This is a genomic window from Paenibacillus sp. FSL H8-0280, assembly GCF_045040665.1.
Classification (GTDB): domain Bacteria; phylum Bacillota; class Bacilli; order Paenibacillales; family Paenibacillaceae; genus Paenibacillus; species Paenibacillus xylanexedens_A.
In genome coordinates, this window is the sequence record NZ_CP150296.1 from 5,969,284 (window position 1) to 5,989,122 (window position 19,839).

Consider the following 19,839-nt stretch of genomic DNA (forward strand, 5'->3'; position numbering starts at 1 on the left):
TTGTCCCTGTCTATAGCTTCATGAATACCACACCGCAGCCCTATACGGTGAAGCGCAGACCAAATGGCTGCGCTTCGGGTATCCTGATGCTTCATTTGTAGATGTACGGCCGCTCTATGTGGCAGCCTGTACCCACTTGTTTAACCTTTTACTGCGCCCAGTGTCATACCGCCAACAAAGTACTTCTGAAGGAACGGATATACAATGAGGATTGGAACCGTTACAACGATCGTAATCGCCATTTTGATCGATTCCGGTGAAATCTGTGTCATTTGCTGCGCCATATCATTGGCATTTCGTCCAGCACCTGAGCCTTGCTGTGTACTTTGCAATACTTTCATCAGCTCATATTGGAGCGTGGTCAGATGTGCCTTTGAACCATTATACAGGTACGTATCGAACCACGCATTCCATTGACCTACAGCCAGGAACAATGCGATGGTAGCAAGCACTGGTTTACACAGCGGCAAGATGATTCTGTAATAAATTGTAAAGTCATTCGCTCCGTCCAGTTTCGCGGATTCCTGCAATGAGTATGGCAGGCCATCAATGAATGAACGGATGATGAACACGTTAAATGCACTGATCATGCCAGGCAATACATATACCCAGAATGTACCGATCAGGTTCAAGTCACGCATCAGAATGTACACCGGAATCAGACCACCGGAGAAATACATCGTGAGCGCGAGCGTTGTGGAAACAAATTTTCTAAGTCCAAAATCAGGTCTGCTCAGTGTAAAGGCGATCATGGATGAACTGATCAATCCGAGCACGGTACCTACAAGTGTACGCAGAATGGAGATCTGCAAACCTTGTAACAATCCATCATATTGGAAAATCGTTTTGTAGTTCTGTAATGTGAATTCGCGAGGCCACAAGTAAATTCCGCCACGTACTGTATCTGTCGAGTTATTGAGTGAGATGGCTAGTACGTTAAGGAATGGATAAAGTGTTACAACCAGCACCATGGTCATCGCGAGGATGTTGAATATATCGAACAGTTTATCGCCCCGAGTAGCATTGAATGCTTTGTTCGCCATAATGTCGTCCCCTCCCTACATGATGCTTTCTTTTGTGAATTTTTTGAACAAGCCGTTCGCAGTAAACAGAAGGATGATACTGACAACGGAGTTAAATATACCTATGGCTGTACCATACGAGAATCGTCCCATATTCAAACCATAATTGAGCGCGTATAGATCAAGTACTTCCGAGTAGTCTGTGACCAGACTGTTGCCAAGCAAGAACTGCTTCTCGAAACCGATACTGATCAGATGTCCAATCGACATGATGAAAAGTACAGAAATCGTGGTCCGTATGCCAGGCAGCGTAATATGCCACATCTGTCTCCAGCGGTTGGCTCCATCTACACGGGAAGCTTCATACAGCTCATTGTCGATACCTGTAATCGCCGCCAGATAGATGATGGCATTCCAACCGGTTTCCTTCCACATATCTGAAGCGGTTACAATGTACCAGAACAAGTTCCCCTTGGCCATGAATTGGATCGGCTGATCGATAATGTTCAGTCCTACCAATAGATCATTGATAATCCCTCCATCGGTGGAGAGCATCTTCGTAATGATCCCGGCTACAACAACCCAGGATACAAAGTGAGGCAGATATGATACCGTTTGCACGGCACGTTTGAAGAACATGCCTCTCATTTCATTCAGGAGAATAGCGAAGAATATCGGTACGATAAAACCGACAACTAGTCCCATCAAGCTCATTGCAAGCGTATTACGAAGTACCAGATAGAAACGATCATCACTGAACAGCTCTACAAAGTGTTTAAAACCAACCCACTCTTGATCACCAAATGATCTGGCAGGTTTATAATTTTGGAAAGCCATCGTCCATCCCCATAGTGGCAGATAGTTAAATACGAAAACCCAAGCTACGAATGGCAATGACATGAGATAGAGATATTTCTGCTGTTTCATTCTGTCCCAAATTCCGTTCCGCCGATTCTTTAAAGGCGGTTTGGGGTCACTGCTTCTGTTCGCGGAAGCGGATTTTTTTGTTAGCGTTTCCATCTCCGTTCCCCCTCCTCTGTTTTATAAAATAATCATACTCGATAGAGCGTTTTCAAAATACCATCTGGATTTTAGAGAAAATCATATAAAAATTAGATATAGACATATATAATCAGACATTAATTCGTTAAATTCAGTGATAAATTCTACTTTTAAATGAAACAAAAGTAATATTAAGGTAAAATAATACCTAAAGTGGTAAAAATCGAAAACGTTTTATGGTAATCGTTTACTTCAATTACATGGCATACAAAAAGGACCCTTTCGGGTCCCTCTGATTACAATGTAAATTGAATGGTTTGCAGTTTAACGATGCCGAGTAATTGCGCTACGGATATGGAGGTAGCTGGACGGAATTGATCTCCATTCAGATACGTAAGTATCTCCTGAAATAAGTAGGCGGCTTCCGGACGCTTCATTACAGCCAGATTGGCAAACGGAAGTGAGGATATCAAAATCTTGCCCTTCCCTACTTTTGCCTCAAAGGCATAAGCAAGTCGTTTGGCCCGATGGAAATGGTCCACCACTTCGATCAGCGGCTCCACCCCGGGCAACGTATCCAAACATATCGCTGGTGTACCGTTCACCAAGTGATACCAATGCCAGTCCGAAACCCCATCGTGCGGGAAGGAGCCTAGTAGTGCAAGCTGGTCTCTCAAATACATGCCCATCGTTGCACCAGGCTGTGTAGCAAACATCAGGTAATTCCAGAATACAGGCAGATACTTGGTCTCCACTGAATCATATAACCCTTCTGCGGTTGGCTGTAGCCAAACACTTCCCCCGTTGACCACATAATCAACGACATTGGGTGTTAACGACTGAACGATAACCAAGTCAATCTCCTGATTTTTCAACAACTGAAATCCATCGATGCGATCTACGCAATCATCATGCGCTTCACCCAAGAATGGCTTCAACTCTGCCACGGTATTCCAGAACCGATTCGAACTCGGATGGGACTGATAAAAAGGAAACGACCAGCCATGCCATACATTGGCTACAGTTCTTTCCGAATCGCCTGATATCAGCTCCGCTTCGATCCGAAAAGCTGCTGCCCCTTCATGAGGTGAGTTAGCGACGATGCTTCCCAGTGACATGACAGACCCACATTGGATATCTCCGGTCTTCCATGCCCCTTCAGTAAGTATCACATCATCGCTTATTAACCTCCACTGAATAACTGCGTCCTTAAGCGGCTCCTTACCGTAGTGAGAGATGCGTACATCGACATGAATGGGTTCTCCGGCGTAAAATGTACGCTCCTTACAGCTTAATAACAGCACCACATCTGTGTTGAAAAGCATGAATTCCTCTGGTGTTGTAATGCCTTTGTCATCCCAAAATACATCCAGAATGCCCGTCGTAGCATGTCCCTGCCCTGGAAAATCGCGAATGTCCAGAAGCTGTACGCCCGCAGCGTCCGGTGTTCGCCGAATTCGCTCCATGGCTTCTTTTAAGGAACGTACCAGATGGGTACCACTGACCTGTTGAAAATGCTCCAAGTCCTCCATCATGCCTTTGTTTGTTAACGATTCTTCGATCGGTCGTAACCAGCTAGGACGCAATACCCCAGTATACTTGGCTCGCTCTTGAGGCCGCACATACATGGTGTACTGTGCATGTTCGTGCCCAATGACGGGATGCTCCGCAAGCCGGGTGACTGCATGGTAGTCCAGCGTGGTATCCGGCACAGCAGAATATGCGGATTCCAGCGGGGGATGCCAGTTCAACGACTGAATATAATAATCACCTTCCCGCCCTTGCGCCGGAAGCTGTCCAAATCCTGTATTGTCCGTATATAACCGGGTCGGGTCCATATCCCTTGCCCTCGATACCCATGCATTAAGTTCAGGGTGGCCATTCGGACCAATGAGTTCATTCCCCATGGAGAACATGACGAATGAAGGATGTCTATGCAGCGACTGAAGCAACCCGTCCAGTTCTTGTGTCAGATAGGACAATACTTCAGCTGGCGCAGACTGATCCGATTGCTCAAAGAAACGAGACCAATGGGGAAGTTCTGCCTGCACTAGCATGCCTGCTTCATCAGCCGCCTCCCAGAAAGGCTCCGGCGCGCTCCACCCATGCAGTCGGACATGGTTGAAGCCATACGATCTGGCGATTCGAAATTGCTGAAGATAATGCTCCTTGTCCCAGACGGGATAACCCGTCAGTGGGAAGATACAGCAATCGACGTACCCACGCAGATATACTGGTGTCCCATTCAATTCAAGCTGCTTCCCGTTTGCTGCAAAGGAGCGTACACCAAATGATTGCTCCAGCCGATCCAGTTCCTGTTCACTATTATGCAGACGGATCACAGCCTTGTATAATTCAGGGGATTCATCCGACCATCTTGCGATAGACTTTTTTGTTCCAAGTTCCAATCGCCACTGATTTATTACAGCGTTGCTTTCAGTTAACCCTGCTGAGTTTATATCCACATGTGATGGATCATTCAGATGCACATTACAACTATATCGATCAAGCCATGTGCCGTCCGGATGCTGGATATCCACATGTAATTGCATCGATCTAGCGGAATCATTTGCGGGAGCGCTTACAGTACAATCAACCAGAATGGTTCCGTTCTCAGCATCTGGTTGAATACGTAACGTCTGTAATCGGCATGGGGGCAGACTGTCCAGATAAACACCACCCGTGATTCCACCCCAGGCTGTGGCCGTATGCAATGAATGAATATGGCTACCCGCCAGCGGAAGTTTCATCGTATTATCCACGCGGATCTCCACACGATTCACTTCTCCCTGCTTCACCAGAGAGGTAACATCCCACTTCTGTTGATTCACCAGACTATCCTGCTGCCCGGCATACTGTCCATTGATCCAGAGATGCGTTGTCCATCGGACACCTTCCAATCTGAATACATAGTGGCATCCGGGATCGTCTGATGGAACATGCACATCCTGAGCATACCAGGCTGAGCCTTCATACTCGCGTACCTTGGTCCAGGTATCGAGCCTTTCGTATTCAGGCTCATCTCCGTATCCTTGCTCTTCCCATGAACCGGGAATCTGAATAGTCTCCCATGATGTATTTTCACACTGTGATGGCGGTAATATCTCTTGTTCAACGAGTTCATCGGACTCCCGATCCAAACGAAACTGCCATGTTCCATTTAAGTTCAATGTATGACGTACAGCACCTATATCAGACAAATTCATATCGTATAGCCATCCCTTCATCTGGATTCTTGTAAATCCAGTCTAAAATGTGAAGCATTCCGTGACCATTGCTTATCATGGGAAGTGCATGGACAATATGATGAATCTGGAAATTTCTCAGAAATATCGAAAACGTTTTACACAATAGGCAAGGGCAACGCCCAGCACTCCGTACTTATTCCTCGTTTATATCCGTAGCCGTTCCTTTAATTGGTGATTGGGTTCTGGCCTGTTTGTAAGCGGAAGGGGATTCCCCTACATATTTCTTGAACTTACCGTGGAAGTAGTCCACATTTGCATACCCCACTCTCGCTGCAACCTGATGGACCTTCAGTCCTTCGTCCAGCAATTCCTTGGCCTTTTCCATACGAACCTTGTCCAGAAATGCATTGAAATACTCTCCAGTATGATTCTTGAACAACTTACCCAAGTAACTGCTGTTATAGTTAAACACTTCAGCAAGTACCTCAAGCTTGAGATTTTCGCCAGGGTTACGCTGAATAAATTCAATCATCTGTTTCAATACAGTATCCTTGCTTCCCCCACCCATACGTTGAATAAGTCGATTCAAGTGTTCCGATGCCATGACTTTGAGATCAGTCATCGTAAATTGATGATAGACTTCATTAATCAGAACCGAATGTTCCTGCATAATGGAGTGCATATGTTGATTCGTCGCTGCAAGCTTGTTGAACGCCAGGGAAAATACCTGTGAGAACGCCGTCTTGATCGCTTGCTCTGTTCGGTGATATGGAACCAAGCGCTCTTCCATCTCACCCAGTACCCGCATAACGGACTCACTACTGCGGATGTCTAACGCATAATACAGCTTGTCCGCGAGTTCGTCCTCAACTGGCTCATGTGCTCCGTCCACAGCTCCAACTTCTGGCTTAACAATGCTTTCGCTTGCGCTGCCTTCAGTCCACAGAATGATGCGTTGCTCCGTGAACAAGAAGCGTTCCCCCAGTAAACGATTCGCTTGCGTGTATGACCGCGCAATTTCAGAGGTGGAATGTACAGGTTCTCCCGCAGCACCGTACATGTGAACCTCCCATTCTCCCAGCAGTCCTTCCAGCTCATCATACAGATTTCTTGCAGATGACTCGGATGTGATTATTTCCTTACTTAACAGCCCCAGACCAGAATGGAACGAGAATACAATGCCTCGGTCTTTATGGTCAAATGCTTCAATCAGTTTGCGTTTCATAACACTTCCCCGTTGCAGGTCGGGGGTTACATGCATCTCAAGCAGCACAATCTGATAGTGAGGCCAGTGCAGCCCCAGGCTATCTTCTTCCATACTGCCCGCACCCTCCAGACTGTCAAAGAGCAAAGCCTCGATCTGATGCTCCCGAAAGACGGTATCTTCACCAGCATGACGTGCCATTGTCTCCCGTTCACGGGTCAGGATTGTAGCAATACGCTCCAGTTCACCAATAATCTCTTCTTCATCCACCGGTTTGAGCAGATAACCATCCACACCAAAACTGATGGCTTTCTTGGCATAGTCAAAATCCGCGTAACCACTTAAAATCAAAAAGTGCGAATCCGGATGATTCCGGCGCACTTCTTCAATCACATCCAGCCCGGTCATACCGGGCATGCGAATATCAATTATCGTCAGATCAGGCTCCAATTCCTCAAACCGGGAGATGGCCTCACGCCCGCTGGCAGCTGTAGCAATGACCTGGAATCCGTATTTTTCCCACTCAATAATGGTTGTCAGTCCCTCACGTATGCTCGGTTCATCATCCACCAAAAACACTTTATACATGTTGGTCCCCTCCTGCTGGCAAAGTGAAAGAAACCTCTGTTCCTTCCCCATATACACTCTTAATCTGCAATCCATATGGCTCCCCGTACGTCAAGGTTAAGCGTTGATGTACATTACGCATGCCGATCCGGCTCTTCTCCTGTTCTTCTGGTCCACAGATGAACTGCATTACCTCAGCCAGTCGTTCTGGCGTTATGCCTGCACCATTGTCATCTACACGGATCTGCACAATGTTCTCTACTAAACGAATACTTATATGAACGCGGACTGTACCCTCTTTGTTCTCCAGACCATGGACAATCGCATTCTCAACCAAAGGTTGAATAATTAAAGGCGGAATGTACATCTTCTCCACCTCGGGATCGATATGGATCTGGAATGCAAGGCGGTCGCCGTAACGAAATTTCTGAATTTCCAAATAGGAACGTACCATTTCAAGTTCAGCCCGGAAAGTTGTTTTTCCACTGCCAATCTCCAGACTCTTGCGCATCAGCTTACCCAACAGCCTAACGATGTTGGCAATCTCTGCTTCTCCCTTAATATGCGCTTTCATCCGAATGGACTCCAGTGCATTAAACAAGAAATGGGGATTGATCTGGCTCGCCATCATTTTCAGTTTAATCTCTTTTTGCGCGATTTCCAATTGATTGTTCTGTTCGGTCGCTTCTACAACCTGCGTCATGAGTTCATTAATACTTTTCACCATATAGTTAAACTGTCGTGACAGTTGCCCAATCTCATCGTTTCCATCAATCCGTGAAGTCACGTTCAGGTCTCCTAATGCAAGCTTGTTGAGGTGTTTACTCAGCCGGAGCAATCGGTTCGAAGTGAGGAACGAGATGATATATACGAATAATAGGGCGATAACCAGCACAAGTATAATGAAAATCATGCCAATCAAGCTGACCGTGTTGGCGTCTTTGACGATATTTTTGGTGGCAAAAACCGAAATCACCTTCAGGCTGTTCATACTCGATCCAGGGCCCAGCTCATCAATAACAATATTAGATGGTTCCCCTCGGAAATCCCCCTCTATGGTGCCTTTTGCCTGACTCTGCAGATCAACGCCAAAATCAAGCTCATCCAGCGTTTTACCCACCAGCTCGGTATTCTTGGCTGCAACCACATACCCCTGCTCGTCCGTAATCATCGTCTCGAACTGTTCCTGACGCAACAATCCATTCAGCTCATCCTGATTGATCACAATCATCAACACGCCCTCGGTCCGATACTCGGCAAAAGGTACTTTGCGCACCAGGCTGAGCTTGTGTACAGGATTATCTTCCTTGTCCGGAATGTAGAACCAACCGATGCTGGTTGTTTTCAGTGCCTGTTGGTACCAGTAACTCTCTTCCGTCTGCTTGTCTACCGGGATGAATTCGAGGTTGTTGATCAATGTTGGGTTAGTTGAGTAAAAACGAATGCCGGCTATCTCACGGTACAAACGCCTGTATTCCTGAAAGTCTTTGTATGCAAGATACGCTGAGGTTAACTCCACAACGCTCTTGTACCGTTTATTCACGATCTCCTTGAGATCCGCATTAAACATTAAAAGATTGGATATATCGGTTGGTACACGAAGCATGGTTGCCGTCTGGCTCTTGATCTTGTCCACGTTGATGATCGTCTGTCCTATCGCATTGTCCAAGGCTTGCTGGCGAAAATAACTGGTCACAGCAAGACCAACAATCAGGACCGGAATCATGACAACCAGTACATAGGAAATGAGCAATTTATGCTTTAATTTGAGATTATTAGTGGTTCGTATCAGCCTTTTCAACATGTCTGCACCTTCCGTCATCTGTATAAGCGCTTACATATAAACAGCAGGATCAGGATGTTCTGTCCTCAGAATTAATCATACCACAGAACCGCCAGAATTCGGATTGTCATTGAAATGGGTACTATGTTGCCGGGCAACAATCCAGCCTACCTCTAGTAGAAGAGGCCGCCATTAACATGGCGACCGGGCTTAACGAATTATTTTCTACTGACAGAAGTTTAGTGACTCCTAGATGGGCGAAATCCATATCCTTTGGCACGCCATGCAACAATCAAAGCCACCAATGTTAGAGCCAAGATGGCCCAGTTAAATGACGAAGCTCCCCATTGATTCAGAAGAACACCTCCCGCCATTCCCCCAAGGGCAATAGCCAGATTCCAAACGGTTGTATTAATCGGCATGACGAGATCCACACCCTGTTCCCCAGTAGCTTGAGCAAGTGCAGTCTGTAACAGGGTAGCCGCACCGCCAAATGTCAGACCCCACAGCGCAACAGAACCAAAGACGACAACAACGTGCTCACTCCAAAGACCTAATACAAGGGAAATCAAAGCAAAGCCCGCAAGGCTCATGAGAACCAGCATACGCAACCACCGATCAATGAAAATACCTGTAATCCAGATGCCCACCAATGCCATCAGACCAAATACAAGTAAAATGAGTCCAACCTTCGATTCCAAACCGACATCGGCGAGAAAAGGAGCAATATATGTGTATAAAATATTATGAGCCAACATCCAGGCCAAAACGACAGTTAAAATGGGAATGACACCGGGGGTGAACAACACTTGCCTGACTGAGATACGTTTATCAGCTGACTGCCCTGGATAATCGGGTACTTTCCAGAGCACCCAGAAAATCAGTACAAACGCCAGCAACGACATCAGCCAGAACACTGAGCGCCAGCCCATAAATGAACCAAGCAGCGTACCTGCCGGAACACCAAACGATAAGGCAATCGGCGTTCCAATCATAGTCACAGCCATGCCTCTTCCCTTGAGATGATCAGGTACCATGCGTAATGCATAACCACCAATTAGGCCCCAGGAGACACCAGCTGCAACACCGGCCAAGAAACGAGCGAATAGTGTCAGTACATAGTTTGATGAGAGGGCAGTAATGGTGTTGAAGACAAGAAAACCAATAATAGACAGAAGTAAAAGCGGACGCCGCCGCCAACCCTTTGTCAGCACCGCCACAGGTATGGCAGCAACCAGTGACCCAACAGCATAAAAGGTGACAAGCTGCCCCGCCCCTGCCTCAGAGATCTGCAGCCCTTCTTTAATTTGCGGCAGTAACCCCGCAGGAAGTGTTTCGGTCATTATAGCTATGAAACCCGCCATAGCCAGGGCCAGCAACCCCAACCACGGAAAACGATGAGAAGATATATCAGACATCTGTGCAGCTCCTTTTAAGATAGTGTAGAACAAGTAATCGAATTATGGATCGATCATTCCTTATATTATTCAGACTGTCTCACCTTGTCAATGACTTTTGGATCGATTAGTATATAATTAAAATAAAAGGGGGGGGATTTCTTATGGCAAGAACGGGACGTCCGCGCATTTTCGACCGGGATGAAGCTTTATTACAAGCGATGATGCTCTTTTGGGAGCAAGGTTTCGAGGCCACTTCATTACTTCAGCTTCGAGCAGCCATGGGGGATATTTCAGCAGCCAGTTTCTATGCAGCCTTTGAATCCAAAGAAGCGCTGTATAAAGAAGTGGTAGAACGATACATGGATACGTTTGGACGTGTGACGGAAAGTTTCTCGGATCTCGCGCTGTCACCAAGAGAAGCGATCGAAACAACATTAAGAAGCACCGCAAAAATGCAAACAGACAGCACACATCCATCTGGCTGTTTAATTGTGCTGTCAGCCAGCACATGTTCTTCCAAAAACAATCATATCCGTGACATTGCCGCTGAGAAAAGAAAGCTGACTCGCAACCGCCTGCAGGATTGCATCCAGCGTGCTGTGGATGTCGGTGAAATTCCTGCTTCCACGAATGTAGCCATGCTAACCACCGTATTTGATACCTTTATGCAAGGCATCTCTACACAAGCCCGCGACGGTGTTCCTCATGCAACGATCGATCAGGCTATTACGGAATTCATGGGCATCTGGAACCTTGTTCAACATTCAGCCTGACTTAAACCTACGAACTGTTGATAGGTTAGAAAAGCCAAAAAAGGCACTCCCACGATTGGAAGTGCCTCTCAGTATAGAATCTGTTCGTTTGTTATTAAGGACGAGGTGTACTTACCCCATTGAGGATCAGTTTAGGATGAATATCGGCGTTCAGCGAAGCGGAAACTGCACAATATTTTTCCTCAGCCATCTGGATGGCTTTCCAGATGCGATAATCCGGGATATCGCCATCGACTTTGAAGATCAGATCAATGGATGTGAAGCCTTTGGGCATCTCTTCACTGCGTGTGCCTTGCGCTTCAATCTCAATCGACTCAATTTTGTCCAGGAAAGCGTCCAGAATCATTGTAATATCGATTCCCATACAGCCGCCGAGACCCGCCAGTAACAATTCCATCGGGGTCGCCCCCTTGCTGTCACCACCATAAGCAGCAGTGGCATCCATGCCAACCGCGTAGCCAGAGGGTCCTTCGGAAGTAAACGCACGTTTGCCTTTCCATACGGTTGTTACATTCATGATGTTATCCTTCTTTCTTAGAATAGGTTAAGTTCAAGCGAAAAAGGTTTGCACTTACCACTCCGATGACAGAATAACCTTCCGATCGCTGTTATCCCCAGATTTTTTTGATTCCCTTCTTCAAGGGGAAAATCAGGGGATAAAGGCGCACGCTCCGCTTCTTCAGGTTTCTTCTGTCCTCTCCGTTCTTGTGCAAAAAGTTTAGTTGAACTGATATCGTTCACGACCTTAAATACCCGCTCCGGGTACGTTCGTTCTTCCGATGGCTGTTATCTTCATCAAAATTCAGTAATTTGTTGCAGGAAACGGCGGGTGCGCTCTTGCTTCGGATCCTCAAAGAAAGCCTGTGGACTTGCCTCTTCCACAATCGATCCGTCTGCCATAAAGACGATTTTGTTCGCCACATTACGGGCAAACTTCAATTCATGCGTCACAACCAGCATCGTCATACCTTCCTCTGCCAGCTCCTTCATGACGGAAAGCACTTCTCCGACCAATTCAGGATCAAGAGCTGAAGTGGGCTCATCAAACAGCATCACTTCCGGCTCCATTGCAAGTGCACGTGCAATGGCGACCCGCTGCTGTTGGCCACCGGATAATCGGGATGGATACGCATCCTGCTTGTCCGACAAGCCGACCCGATCCAGAAGAATCCGGCCGCGTTCAGCCGCTTCGTCCCGTTTGATTTTTTTCACCGTAACAAGACCTTCCATCACATTACCCAGCACTGTCTTGTGCGGATACAGATTGAATTGCTGGAATACCATGCCGGTCTGGCGACGAATCTCCAGTACCCGGGCACGCTGGACTCGCAGCGGATCTGCGCTGTTGACCACAATGCCGTTTACTTCGATCTGTCCTCCGGACAACTCTTCGAGTCCATTCAGACAGCGCAGCAAGGTACTTTTGCCTGAACCACTTGGGCCGAGCAATACAACAATATCTTTGGCATCGACATGAAGATCGATGTTCGTAAGTACTTCATTTTTCTGAAAACGTTTGGTAAGTCCAGTTGTTGTAATCATCGGTTCTCTCCTCCCATCAGTAAGCCCGGGCCAACCGGCGCTCCACTTGTTCCAGAATGGCCGAGAAGCCGATACTCATGATCCAGTAGATCACACCAATCGCCAGATAAAATGGCATGTTCAATGCATATTGTGATACCAGCAGTTGTGCTGAACGCAACAACTCGGTAACACCAATCGCCGCCACAAGTGATGTTTCCTTCAACATGCCAATGAAGGTGTTACCCATCGGCGGGATGGCAATGCGCACAGCCTGTGGGAAGATAATCCGTCTCATTGCTTGAGCCGGGGTCATTCCCGTTGCATATGCAGCTTCCGTCTGTCCTTTAGGCACAGCCTGAATGGCTCCACGGAACGTCTCCGACAAAAATGCACCTGCATTCAGACTGAGTCCCAAACAGGCAGCCGTGAGAGATCCCAAGGTCACTCCATAATCGACCAATCCGTAATAAATAACGAATAATTGCACCAGCAGCGGGGTTCCCCGCATGATGGATACATAAAACCTTGCGATCAACCTAAGCCACATCGGTCCCTTCAGACGAGCAATCGCAACAAGCACTCCGATGATGAACGCAAAAAACATGGAGATCACAGTTACATACAGCGTATAATAAGCCCCCTTCAGAAAGAAGGGGATATTCTCAAATACCAGTTCCATGGGTCAAATCTTCCCTTCGCCTTGCAGGTTCATTATTGCGCAGGCTCTTCACCAAACCATTTTTTGAAAATGGTATTGTACGTGCCATCATCTTTCATGCCTTTGAGCGCATCATTCAGTGCTGCTACAAGTTCCGGATTGTCTTTGCGAACAGCAATACCTGCCTGGTCACTCTTAATAGCTTCACCTACAGCTTTGATTTTCAATCCGTTGGCATCCACAATCGGTTTCAGAGCGTACATGTTGTTGATTGTTGCGTCAATCCGCCCAGCATTCAGGTCTTTGAGTGAAGAGATGACATCGTCATAGGTTTTAATCGTGAAGTCTCCCACTTTTGGCAACACTTCATTACGCAGATATGATTCATCATTTGTACCCAGACCTACGCCAATCGTTTTTCCTTTGAAATCTTCGAGCTTGGTAATATCGTTATTATCTTCTTTTACAATAATTTTAACTTGGTTCGTAATATACGGATCACTGAAATCCAGTACTTTCTTACGATCATCGGTAATGGTCATCTGGCTGATAATGGCATCAAGCTTCTTCGCTTGCAGACTTGGTGTCAGACCGGAGAACTCCTGGGATACAAATTCAACCTCAACCCCAAGACGCTTCGCAACTTCACGTGCGATATCGGCATCGTAGCCGTCCATTTCTTTCTTATCGTTCAGGAAGTTGTACGGTGCGTATGTGCCCATCATGCCCACTTTGATAACGCCAGCCGACTTGATCTGCTCCAGTTCATTGCTTGCCTGTGCACCATTTGTGCTTCCACCGTCTGTTGCTTTACTTCCACAAGCACTAAGTACCAGCACGGTCATCAGCAGAATTGCTGTCAAAGACCAGCCTTTACGAGTTTTCGATCCATATGTTTTGTTCATTACGTTAACTTCCTCTCAGTCGTGTATTAATCTGAATGTACATTTGGTTACTTTATTGTGGCTAAACCGCAGTTGTACCCATTATTCCCTGCTATTTGTTTAATCATGTGAATCTTATGTGCCTAGCAGTCCGTAAAACTCAAAGCTTGCTGCCTCAGCTGCCAGCGATGAAGCTGTCATAGCTGAGAACTTGCTGTGCAACTCATCGGAACCGAACAACCAGCGTGATATCATGCCTTCAATCATGCTTACCAGTAACGCTGCTCGAAGTGGTACATCCATCCCCTTAGGCAACATGCCGAGTTCGATGGCACGTTCCATATTGTGACGGAACGCTGTCTCGACGGCATTACGTGTCTCCTCGACCAAACGTTGTACGGACTCTTCCGTCACGATGCCTTTGAGCAACAGTTCCATAAAATAACGATTCTGCGCGGCAAACAAGAACAAGTCAGTGAACAGCCTTTCCGATGCTTTCACCATATCCTCTACCGATCCGGCATCCTTACGGTACCCTTGTCCAATCGACTCAAGTAACTCCTCCTTGCCCGTTAAGACAATCTCCGAAGCAATGGCTTCTTTACTCTTGAAGTGCCAGTAGAATGTCCCTTGCGCCACACCAGCCTCGCGGACGATATCGGAAATTTTCGTCTGATGGTAGCCTTGGGTTGCAAAACGCTCCATCGCTATGCGTATTATTTGGTCCCGGCGTTCTTCACCGGGTTCCAAACCGTTAATTTTGGTCATTCATGTAACCCTCCCGATTGATCAGTCAGTCAGTTAATTTATATCCTATGGGATAACTAGGTTTTTGTCAATATAGTTTTAAACAAATGGTTACAAGCATAAGTTGAAGTTGAGTGCATTTGTGATCATAATAGGTGATAGCCTTGTTCAAATGAACAGGCATGGTCAAGCAGGACAGCCTGTGCTGTCACCTGCATTTCAAGGAGGAAGAGAATTGGACATTATATCATCCATTATTATGGGCATCATCGAAGGTTTGACTGAGTTTTTGCCCGTGTCCTCTACTGGACACATGATTCTGACTGCCCACTTGCTGGGTTTATCGGAGGACAACGAGTCAGTCAAAACGTTTGAGGTGGTTGTTCAACTCGGAGCTGTACTTGCTGTTGTTGTACTGTACTGGAACAAATTCATTGATATGTTCCGCTTCACCGGAGGGAGCAGACCTTACTCCCGCCGCCTCAATCTGGGACATATCTTCCTGGCGATGGTTCCTGCCGTAGTCATCGGACTTGTATTCCGCGACTGGATCAAAGCACATTTGTTTGGTCCGGAAACAGTGCTGTACAGCCTCGTTATAGGTGGTATATTGATGATCGTTGCCGAACGCTGGAGCCGGAAGAGTGGGCGGATTACTACCCATGATGTTGATGATATTTCCTACAAACAGGCATTCGCGGTGGGTATATTTCAGATCGTGGCATTGTGGCCAGGCTTCTCCCGTTCTGGGTCCACGATCTCAGGCGGTCTCTTTGCAGGGGTAAGCCGTGTAGCCGCTGCGGAGTTCACATTCCTTGTGTCTGTGCCAATTATGATTGGTGCTACGGGATATGACCTGTACAAAAGTATCGATCACCTGAACGGCAGTGATTTCCCAATCTTCGCGATTGGATTCATCGCTGCTTTCATCGTCGCCATGCTTGCGATCAAGACGTTCCTGTCCATTTTGAAAAAATTGAGTCTGACCGTCTTTGCTGTGTATCGCTTTGTCTTGGCAGCCGTGTTCTTTATTATTTTGATGTAATCATTACAATTCAAGTAATTAGACAGGCAAAATCAATGGCGGCCTCACGTTCCCTTGGGAAGCGAGGCCGCCATATTTTATATTGCTATACTTCCGTTACTTCATGTTTCTGTTGCTTCACGATTCTGTTACTGCTCCAGAGACAGGAACATCCGTAATTAGAAGAAGTCTGATTCTTCATTACTTCCTTCTTTAGTGGGTTGGATCATTGGTGATGCCGACTAGGTTTACTTAATATGTATCATGGACAACCATATTTATGTTCACTTCTGAAAAGCAGCCTGTCTAATACCACTCTTTTACTTGAAAGTTTCGGTGTTTCTTTCGATTCTTTAATCTCTCACGCAGATTATATCTATTCTCCTTTTGTTCCTGCAGCAATTGCTTCACCCCGATCATCAACAATCGGTATCTTCGGTCATCATTGTGACTTAATTGGTGCATTTCTTCAAAAATTTCATTCTTCATACGGATCTTGTTCACTCCAAATATTCAGTTTGTTCTCACAGTATACATGGGAGCACTGAACAAATTCTAAACAAGCGTTGTTTCTCAACTTCAGTTATTGAATGCACATCATGCGTGCTGGAATGAAGCAGAAAAACCCCTTCCTGTCGCAGGACAAGAAGAGGTCTCCTTAGCTAAATTAATTAGACAAACTGCTGAGTCTCGTACGCTTAAACTTTGGATTCAAGCGTCTCCAGATACTCGGAGATTTGAGCAGGTGTTTTAGCCCATTTGCTATGCAGATGTGCGATTTTCTTGCCGTTCTGGAAGACGAGCAGGCTTGGAATGCCGCGCACACCATTCTCTTCGGCAAACGGCTGGAACTTTTCTGCATCCAGAGCATAGAAGGTTTTGTCCGTATGTTGGTCGATAACATCCCCGATAAAACGATCCAGGTTTTTGCAATCCGGACACCAGGTTGTATCAAATTTAATGACGGTAAAACCATCAGAGTTAATTGTATCCAAATATTGCTGTTCACTTTGAATTCTTTCCATATGTCTTCTCTCCCTTATATGTTCCTTTTTTGGCTGATCTTCATTGTACCTCGTATAGTTACAATTGAAAATAGGCTTAATGGAGTTAACGATGCTGCTTGTACAGATTAGCGGGACTGAGCTCTCGTATTTCCTGAATTTCAGCAGCGGTGAGTTCAGGCGAATTCGAAGCAGCAACATTGTGCAGCAACTGTTCTCTTGAACTGGCACCAGGGACAACAGCTGCTACGGCAGGATGGGATAACGCGTAGCGGATAGCTGTCTGAGCCATACTGCGTTGGTCTGTAACAAGACGACTTAGCCCTTGCCGAATGGTATATAGTTGCTCTGGCGTATAGTCCAGATAACCTTTGTCTGCCTTGGCAGATCCGGAATCGGCAAGCACACCGCTAGCTACGGGCCCGCGGGCAATTACGCTGATCCCCTTTTGTTCCAATAAAGGTAGCACTTCTTCTTCCGCTCTGCGGTCAGCAATGCTGTATTGGTTCATCACACTGACGATGGATGCCCTCTTTACATACTCCCGAATCACATTGGGACGAATGGAGGAAATTCCGTAATATCGGATAAGTCCTTCCTTCTTCAGTTCCTCAAATGCTTCGATCGTCTCTTCGATGGGGTCGTCCAAGGTCCCGCCATGCAGCTGATACAGATCGATGTAATCGGTCTGCAGACGCTTCAGACTTTCATGTACAGCCTGCTTAATGTAGGCTTTGGACGGGTCCCATGACCAGCCCTCTTTGCCGGGGATACGACGATTACCTACTTTGGTCGCCACAATGACTTGGTCCCGACGTCCTTTAATAGCTTGTCCTACAATCTCTTCATTACGCCCTGCGTCGTACAGATCGGCTGTATCCAGCAGATTGACCCCATGATCCAGAGCCTCATGAATCAGGCCCATAGCGTGCTCCATTTCAGTTCCAAGTGACATACATCCCAGCCCAATCTCAGACACCATCAGTTCGGATGTACCCAGACGATTTTTCTTCATATGTGCATCTCCCTCCATACGTTCTGCAAGTATCCATTGTATCATTCTTGCTAGCAAAAATCGCATTACACACAAAAGCAAGGAATTGCTTTTAATTGCACAAAAAAACCTGGAACGACTTCATCTCCAGGTTTCTCATGATCATCATTTTCATTCAATGATAAACGAACTATCGCAATCTATTTCACTTCCACACGTGGTCTGGTTTTACTTGTTCCATTGGACGACGAATTGGAGCTTTTCATCATACCCGAGACAGTGCTAAACAGCTTATCTCTTGCTTGTTTGTTCCTCATCAGATAAGTCACACCTGCGCCGATAGCCGTCATGAGTATTCCTCTTCTTTTAGACATGTGCTTCTCCTCCTTCAGGATAAATGTACATCGTGTCTTGTTTGACAATTACCCTGTGAGAGCAAAACGAAACGAAGTACAGGCTTGATCGCAGAAAAAAAGATGACCTCCGAATTCAATTCAGCGGTCATCTTTCAATCGTCCTGTTGAAACATCAACCGAACGAGATAAATCATACAAGCTTTCGTACAATCAAGACAAACGTCCATGTCCAATTAATCAGATGGCGTTGCCACATGGGTCATTTCTTCATGTTTGTAGGTCGAACCATCGGCGGTCAGATAAAAGTGTCCGATGGGATGCAGATCTTCATCCAATTCGTAGACAAGCGGAATACCTGTCGGGATATTAAGTGCCATCACGTCTGCTTCGGACAATTGGTCCAGATGCATGACGAGTGAACGGAGCGTGTTCCCATGCGCAGAGATCAGCACTCTTTTGCCAGCCGACACCATCGGTTTAATCTCCGCATTCCAGTACTCCAGTACACGCTTCGAGGTATCCATCAGGTTCTCCGTAAAAGGGATGGTGCATCCGAGCCGCTTGTACTTGTCCAGATCCTGCACATATCGGTCATCGGTTTGGTCCAGTGCCGGGGGAGATACGTTCACGGATCGTCTCCATTCCTTTACTTGATCTTCCCCATACTTCAGAGCAGTCTGCTGTTTATTCAGTCCTTGCAGTGCACCATAATGACGTTCATTCAGCTTCCAAGTCTTCGTAATGGGAATCCACATGAGGTCCATTTCATCCAGCGCAATATCGAGTGTTCGAATAGAACGTTTCAGCACGGATGCATAGGCGTAATCAAAATCAAATCCCTGTTCCTTCATGATCTTCCCTGCTTTACGTGCTTCTCCGTAACCATCCGTTGTCAGATCCACATCTGTCCATCCGGTAAAACGATTCTCTACATTCCACATGCTCTGTCCATGGCGAATCAAAACAACTCTGTACATAAACGTGAACCCTCCTTCCATGGAAACATTACCCGCAAGTCAAACTAATTAGCACAGTGAAACGTTCATCACATTAATAATATGGTGCCATCATCAGGTATACCACAACACCTGTAGAACTGACGTACAGCCAGATTGGCATCGTCCAACGTGCAATTTTGCGGTGTTTCTTCAATTGATTCGTCCAACCCCATACAAGTGTGAACAACGCCAATGGAACAATCAGGGCTGCCAGTATACTATGGGTAATCAGAATGAAGAAATAGATCGAACGAATGATGCCCTCGCCGCCGTATTTGGACGTCTCTGGTGAGAGGTAATGAAACGTCAGATAGGTCACGAGGAATAACAATGTTGTTGAGAATGCAGCAAGAATAAATCGTTTGTGCAGCTTCACATTCCGCTTGATAATCGCAATAAGCGCTGCGAGCAGGAAGATGAAGGTAAAGCTGTTAAACACGGCATTAAACCGCGGCAACACCGTAATATCAAAGGTTACATCACCTTTGTAACCAATTGACGGTGCGAAGAACAATAATAAAATAATGACATTAGCGAGAATGGAAATCGTGATAATGATGCCTGCGAAATTTTTATTACTCGTCGGGGACTGAATGTTCGGCTCCCCTTTGTTATTTTTGCCCAATGCAAAATCCTCCTCATATCCTAACTTCTATGTTCTATATCATTATATCTCGCCAATTCCGGGCTGTTAAGTGACAACACTCTGAA

18 protein-coding genes are annotated in these 19,839 nt (G+C 46.3%); 2 read left to right on the top strand and 16 right to left on the bottom strand.

The genetic code is table 11. The features are described from left to right. Positions 1–140 precede the first annotated feature (140 nt). The 6 genes from MHI12_RS26080 to MHI12_RS26105 all read right to left on the bottom strand — a co-directional run bounded on the left by MHI12_RS26080 (position 141) and on the right by MHI12_RS26105 (position 10,184). Positions 141–1,043, bottom strand: coding sequence for a carbohydrate ABC transporter permease (locus MHI12_RS26080; protein ID WP_036606894.1), 903 nt, complete (start codon positions 1,041–1,043; stop codon positions 141–143). Positions 1,044–1,058: 15 nt separating this feature from the next. Further along, on the bottom strand, positions 1,059–2,042 hold the full coding sequence (locus tag MHI12_RS26085) for a sugar ABC transporter permease (RefSeq protein ID WP_036606891.1): 984 nt from the start codon (positions 2,040–2,042) through the stop codon (positions 1,059–1,061). Positions 2,043–2,320: 278 nt separating this feature from the next. After that, the gene (locus tag MHI12_RS26090; RefSeq protein ID WP_405170720.1) at positions 2,321–5,230 is read right to left on the bottom strand and encodes a glycoside hydrolase family 2 protein; all 2,910 of its coding nucleotides are present in this window, start codon (positions 5,228–5,230) and stop codon (positions 2,321–2,323) included. 175 nt (positions 5,231–5,405) lie between these two features. Next, positions 5,406–7,004, bottom strand: a complete 1,599-nt coding sequence (locus MHI12_RS26095; protein WP_341008932.1) for a response regulator transcription factor — start codon at positions 7,002–7,004, stop codon at positions 5,406–5,408. Further along, positions 6,997–8,787, bottom strand: a complete 1,791-nt coding sequence (locus MHI12_RS26100) for a sensor histidine kinase (RefSeq protein ID WP_405170721.1) — start codon at positions 8,785–8,787, stop codon at positions 6,997–6,999. The genes MHI12_RS26095 and MHI12_RS26100 overlap by 8 nt, the downstream gene beginning before the upstream one ends. A 218-nt stretch (positions 8,788–9,005) precedes the next feature. Next, complete coding sequence (locus tag MHI12_RS26105) at positions 9,006–10,184, bottom strand: MFS transporter (protein WP_405170722.1); 1,179 nt, start codon at positions 10,182–10,184, stop codon at positions 9,006–9,008. 143 nt (positions 10,185–10,327) lie between these two features. Between MHI12_RS26105 and MHI12_RS26110 the strand changes: the two genes are divergently transcribed. Further along, entirely contained in the window at positions 10,328–10,939 is a 612-nt protein-coding gene (locus tag MHI12_RS26110) for a TetR/AcrR family transcriptional regulator (RefSeq protein ID WP_405170723.1), read from the top strand. A 94-nt stretch (positions 10,940–11,033) separates the two neighbouring features. On the opposite strand, the gene MHI12_RS26115 is transcribed toward MHI12_RS26110, so the two are convergent. The 5 genes from MHI12_RS26115 to MHI12_RS26135 all read right to left on the bottom strand — a co-directional run bounded on the left by MHI12_RS26115 (position 11,034) and on the right by MHI12_RS26135 (position 14,773). Continuing rightward, positions 11,034–11,456, bottom strand: coding sequence for an OsmC family protein (locus MHI12_RS26115; protein WP_017692209.1), 423 nt, complete (start codon positions 11,454–11,456; stop codon positions 11,034–11,036). Positions 11,457–11,734: 278 nt separating this feature from the next. Then, on the bottom strand, positions 11,735–12,481 hold the full coding sequence (locus MHI12_RS26120) for an amino acid ABC transporter ATP-binding protein (RefSeq protein ID WP_405170724.1): 747 nt from the start codon (positions 12,479–12,481) through the stop codon (positions 11,735–11,737). A 16-nt stretch (positions 12,482–12,497) separates the two neighbouring features. Beyond that, positions 12,498–13,142, bottom strand: a complete 645-nt coding sequence (locus MHI12_RS26125) for an amino acid ABC transporter permease (RefSeq protein ID WP_017692207.1) — start codon at positions 13,140–13,142, stop codon at positions 12,498–12,500. A gap of 32 nt (positions 13,143–13,174) precedes the next feature. Beyond that, positions 13,175–14,026 carry a substrate-binding periplasmic protein gene (locus MHI12_RS26130; protein WP_405170725.1) on the bottom strand — a complete coding sequence of 284 codons (852 nt, stop codon included), beginning with the start codon at positions 14,024–14,026 and terminating at the stop codon, positions 13,175–13,177. Between the two features lie 114 nt (positions 14,027–14,140). Then, positions 14,141–14,773 carry a TetR/AcrR family transcriptional regulator gene (locus MHI12_RS26135; protein WP_339191351.1) on the bottom strand — a complete coding sequence of 211 codons (633 nt, stop codon included), beginning with the start codon at positions 14,771–14,773 and terminating at the stop codon, positions 14,141–14,143. Between the two features lie 214 nt (positions 14,774–14,987). Here MHI12_RS26135 and MHI12_RS26140 point away from each other — a divergent pair, with 214 nt between their 5' ends. After that, positions 14,988–15,797 carry an undecaprenyl-diphosphate phosphatase gene (locus MHI12_RS26140; RefSeq protein ID WP_405170726.1) on the top strand — a complete coding sequence of 270 codons (810 nt, stop codon included), beginning with the start codon at positions 14,988–14,990 and terminating at the stop codon, positions 15,795–15,797. Between the two features lie 677 nt (positions 15,798–16,474). On the opposite strand, the gene MHI12_RS26145 is transcribed toward MHI12_RS26140, so the two are convergent. The 5 genes from MHI12_RS26145 to MHI12_RS26165 all read right to left on the bottom strand — a co-directional run bounded on the left by MHI12_RS26145 (position 16,475) and on the right by MHI12_RS26165 (position 19,753). After that, on the bottom strand, positions 16,475–16,801 hold the full coding sequence (locus MHI12_RS26145) for a thioredoxin family protein (protein ID WP_017692202.1): 327 nt from the start codon (positions 16,799–16,801) through the stop codon (positions 16,475–16,477). Between the two features lie 85 nt (positions 16,802–16,886). After that, entirely contained in the window at positions 16,887–17,795 is a 909-nt protein-coding gene (locus MHI12_RS26150; protein WP_341008943.1) for an aldo/keto reductase, read from the bottom strand. 179 nt (positions 17,796–17,974) lie between these two features. Beyond that, positions 17,975–18,148 (bottom strand): hypothetical protein, encoded by a 174-nt coding sequence (locus MHI12_RS26155; RefSeq protein WP_405170727.1) that lies wholly within the window; start codon positions 18,146–18,148, stop codon positions 17,975–17,977. 215 nt (positions 18,149–18,363) lie between these two features. Next, positions 18,364–19,107, bottom strand: coding sequence for a 2,3-diphosphoglycerate-dependent phosphoglycerate mutase (gene gpmA, locus MHI12_RS26160; RefSeq protein WP_405170728.1), 744 nt, complete (start codon positions 19,105–19,107; stop codon positions 18,364–18,366). A gap of 73 nt (positions 19,108–19,180) precedes the next feature. Continuing rightward, on the bottom strand, positions 19,181–19,753 hold the full coding sequence (locus tag MHI12_RS26165) for a DUF420 domain-containing protein (protein WP_074096493.1): 573 nt from the start codon (positions 19,751–19,753) through the stop codon (positions 19,181–19,183). Positions 19,754–19,839: the final 86 nt, after the last annotated feature.

Excerpts from the sequence above, each read along its gene's own strand:
- MHI12_RS26100 (WP_405170721.1), bottom strand. The coding sequence starts at position 8,787 with ATGTTGAAAAGGCTGATACGAACCACTAATAATCTCAAATTAAAGCAT.
- MHI12_RS26135 (WP_339191351.1), bottom strand. The coding sequence starts at position 14,773 with ATGACCAAAATTAACGGTTTGGAACCCGGTGAAGAACGCCGGGACCAA.
- MHI12_RS26125 (WP_017692207.1), bottom strand. The coding sequence starts at position 13,142 with ATGGAACTGGTATTTGAGAATATCCCCTTCTTTCTGAAGGGGGCTTAT.
- MHI12_RS26155 (WP_405170727.1), bottom strand. The coding sequence starts at position 18,148 with ATGTCTAAAAGAAGAGGAATACTCATGACGGCTATCGGCGCAGGTGTG.
- MHI12_RS26145 (WP_017692202.1), bottom strand. The coding sequence starts at position 16,801 with ATGGAAAGAATTCAAAGTGAACAGCAATATTTGGATACAATTAACTCT.
- MHI12_RS26110 (WP_405170723.1), top strand. The coding sequence starts at position 10,328 with ATGGCAAGAACGGGACGTCCGCGCATTTTCGACCGGGATGAAGCTTTA.
- gpmA (WP_405170728.1), bottom strand. The coding sequence starts at position 19,107 with ATGTACAGAGTTGTTTTGATTCGCCATGGACAGAGCATGTGGAATGTA.
- MHI12_RS26095 (WP_341008932.1), bottom strand. The coding sequence starts at position 7,004 with ATGTATAAAGTGTTTTTGGTGGATGATGAACCGAGCATACGTGAGGGA.
- MHI12_RS26120 (WP_405170724.1), bottom strand. The coding sequence starts at position 12,481 with ATGATTACAACAACTGGACTTACCAAACGTTTTCAGAAAAATGAAGTA.
- MHI12_RS26080 (WP_036606894.1), bottom strand. The coding sequence starts at position 1,043 with ATGGCGAACAAAGCATTCAATGCTACTCGGGGCGATAAACTGTTCGAT.
- MHI12_RS26150 (WP_341008943.1), bottom strand. The coding sequence starts at position 17,795 with ATGAAGAAAAATCGTCTGGGTACATCCGAACTGATGGTGTCTGAGATT.
- MHI12_RS26085 (WP_036606891.1), bottom strand. The coding sequence starts at position 2,042 with ATGGAAACGCTAACAAAAAAATCCGCTTCCGCGAACAGAAGCAGTGAC.
- MHI12_RS26115 (WP_017692209.1), bottom strand. The coding sequence starts at position 11,456 with ATGAATGTAACAACCGTATGGAAAGGCAAACGTGCGTTTACTTCCGAA.
- MHI12_RS26130 (WP_405170725.1), bottom strand. The coding sequence starts at position 14,026 with ATGAACAAAACATATGGATCGAAAACTCGTAAAGGCTGGTCTTTGACA.
- MHI12_RS26105 (WP_405170722.1), bottom strand. The coding sequence starts at position 10,184 with ATGTCTGATATATCTTCTCATCGTTTTCCGTGGTTGGGGTTGCTGGCC.
- MHI12_RS26090 (WP_405170720.1), bottom strand. The coding sequence starts at position 5,230 with ATGAATTTGTCTGATATAGGTGCTGTACGTCATACATTGAACTTAAAT.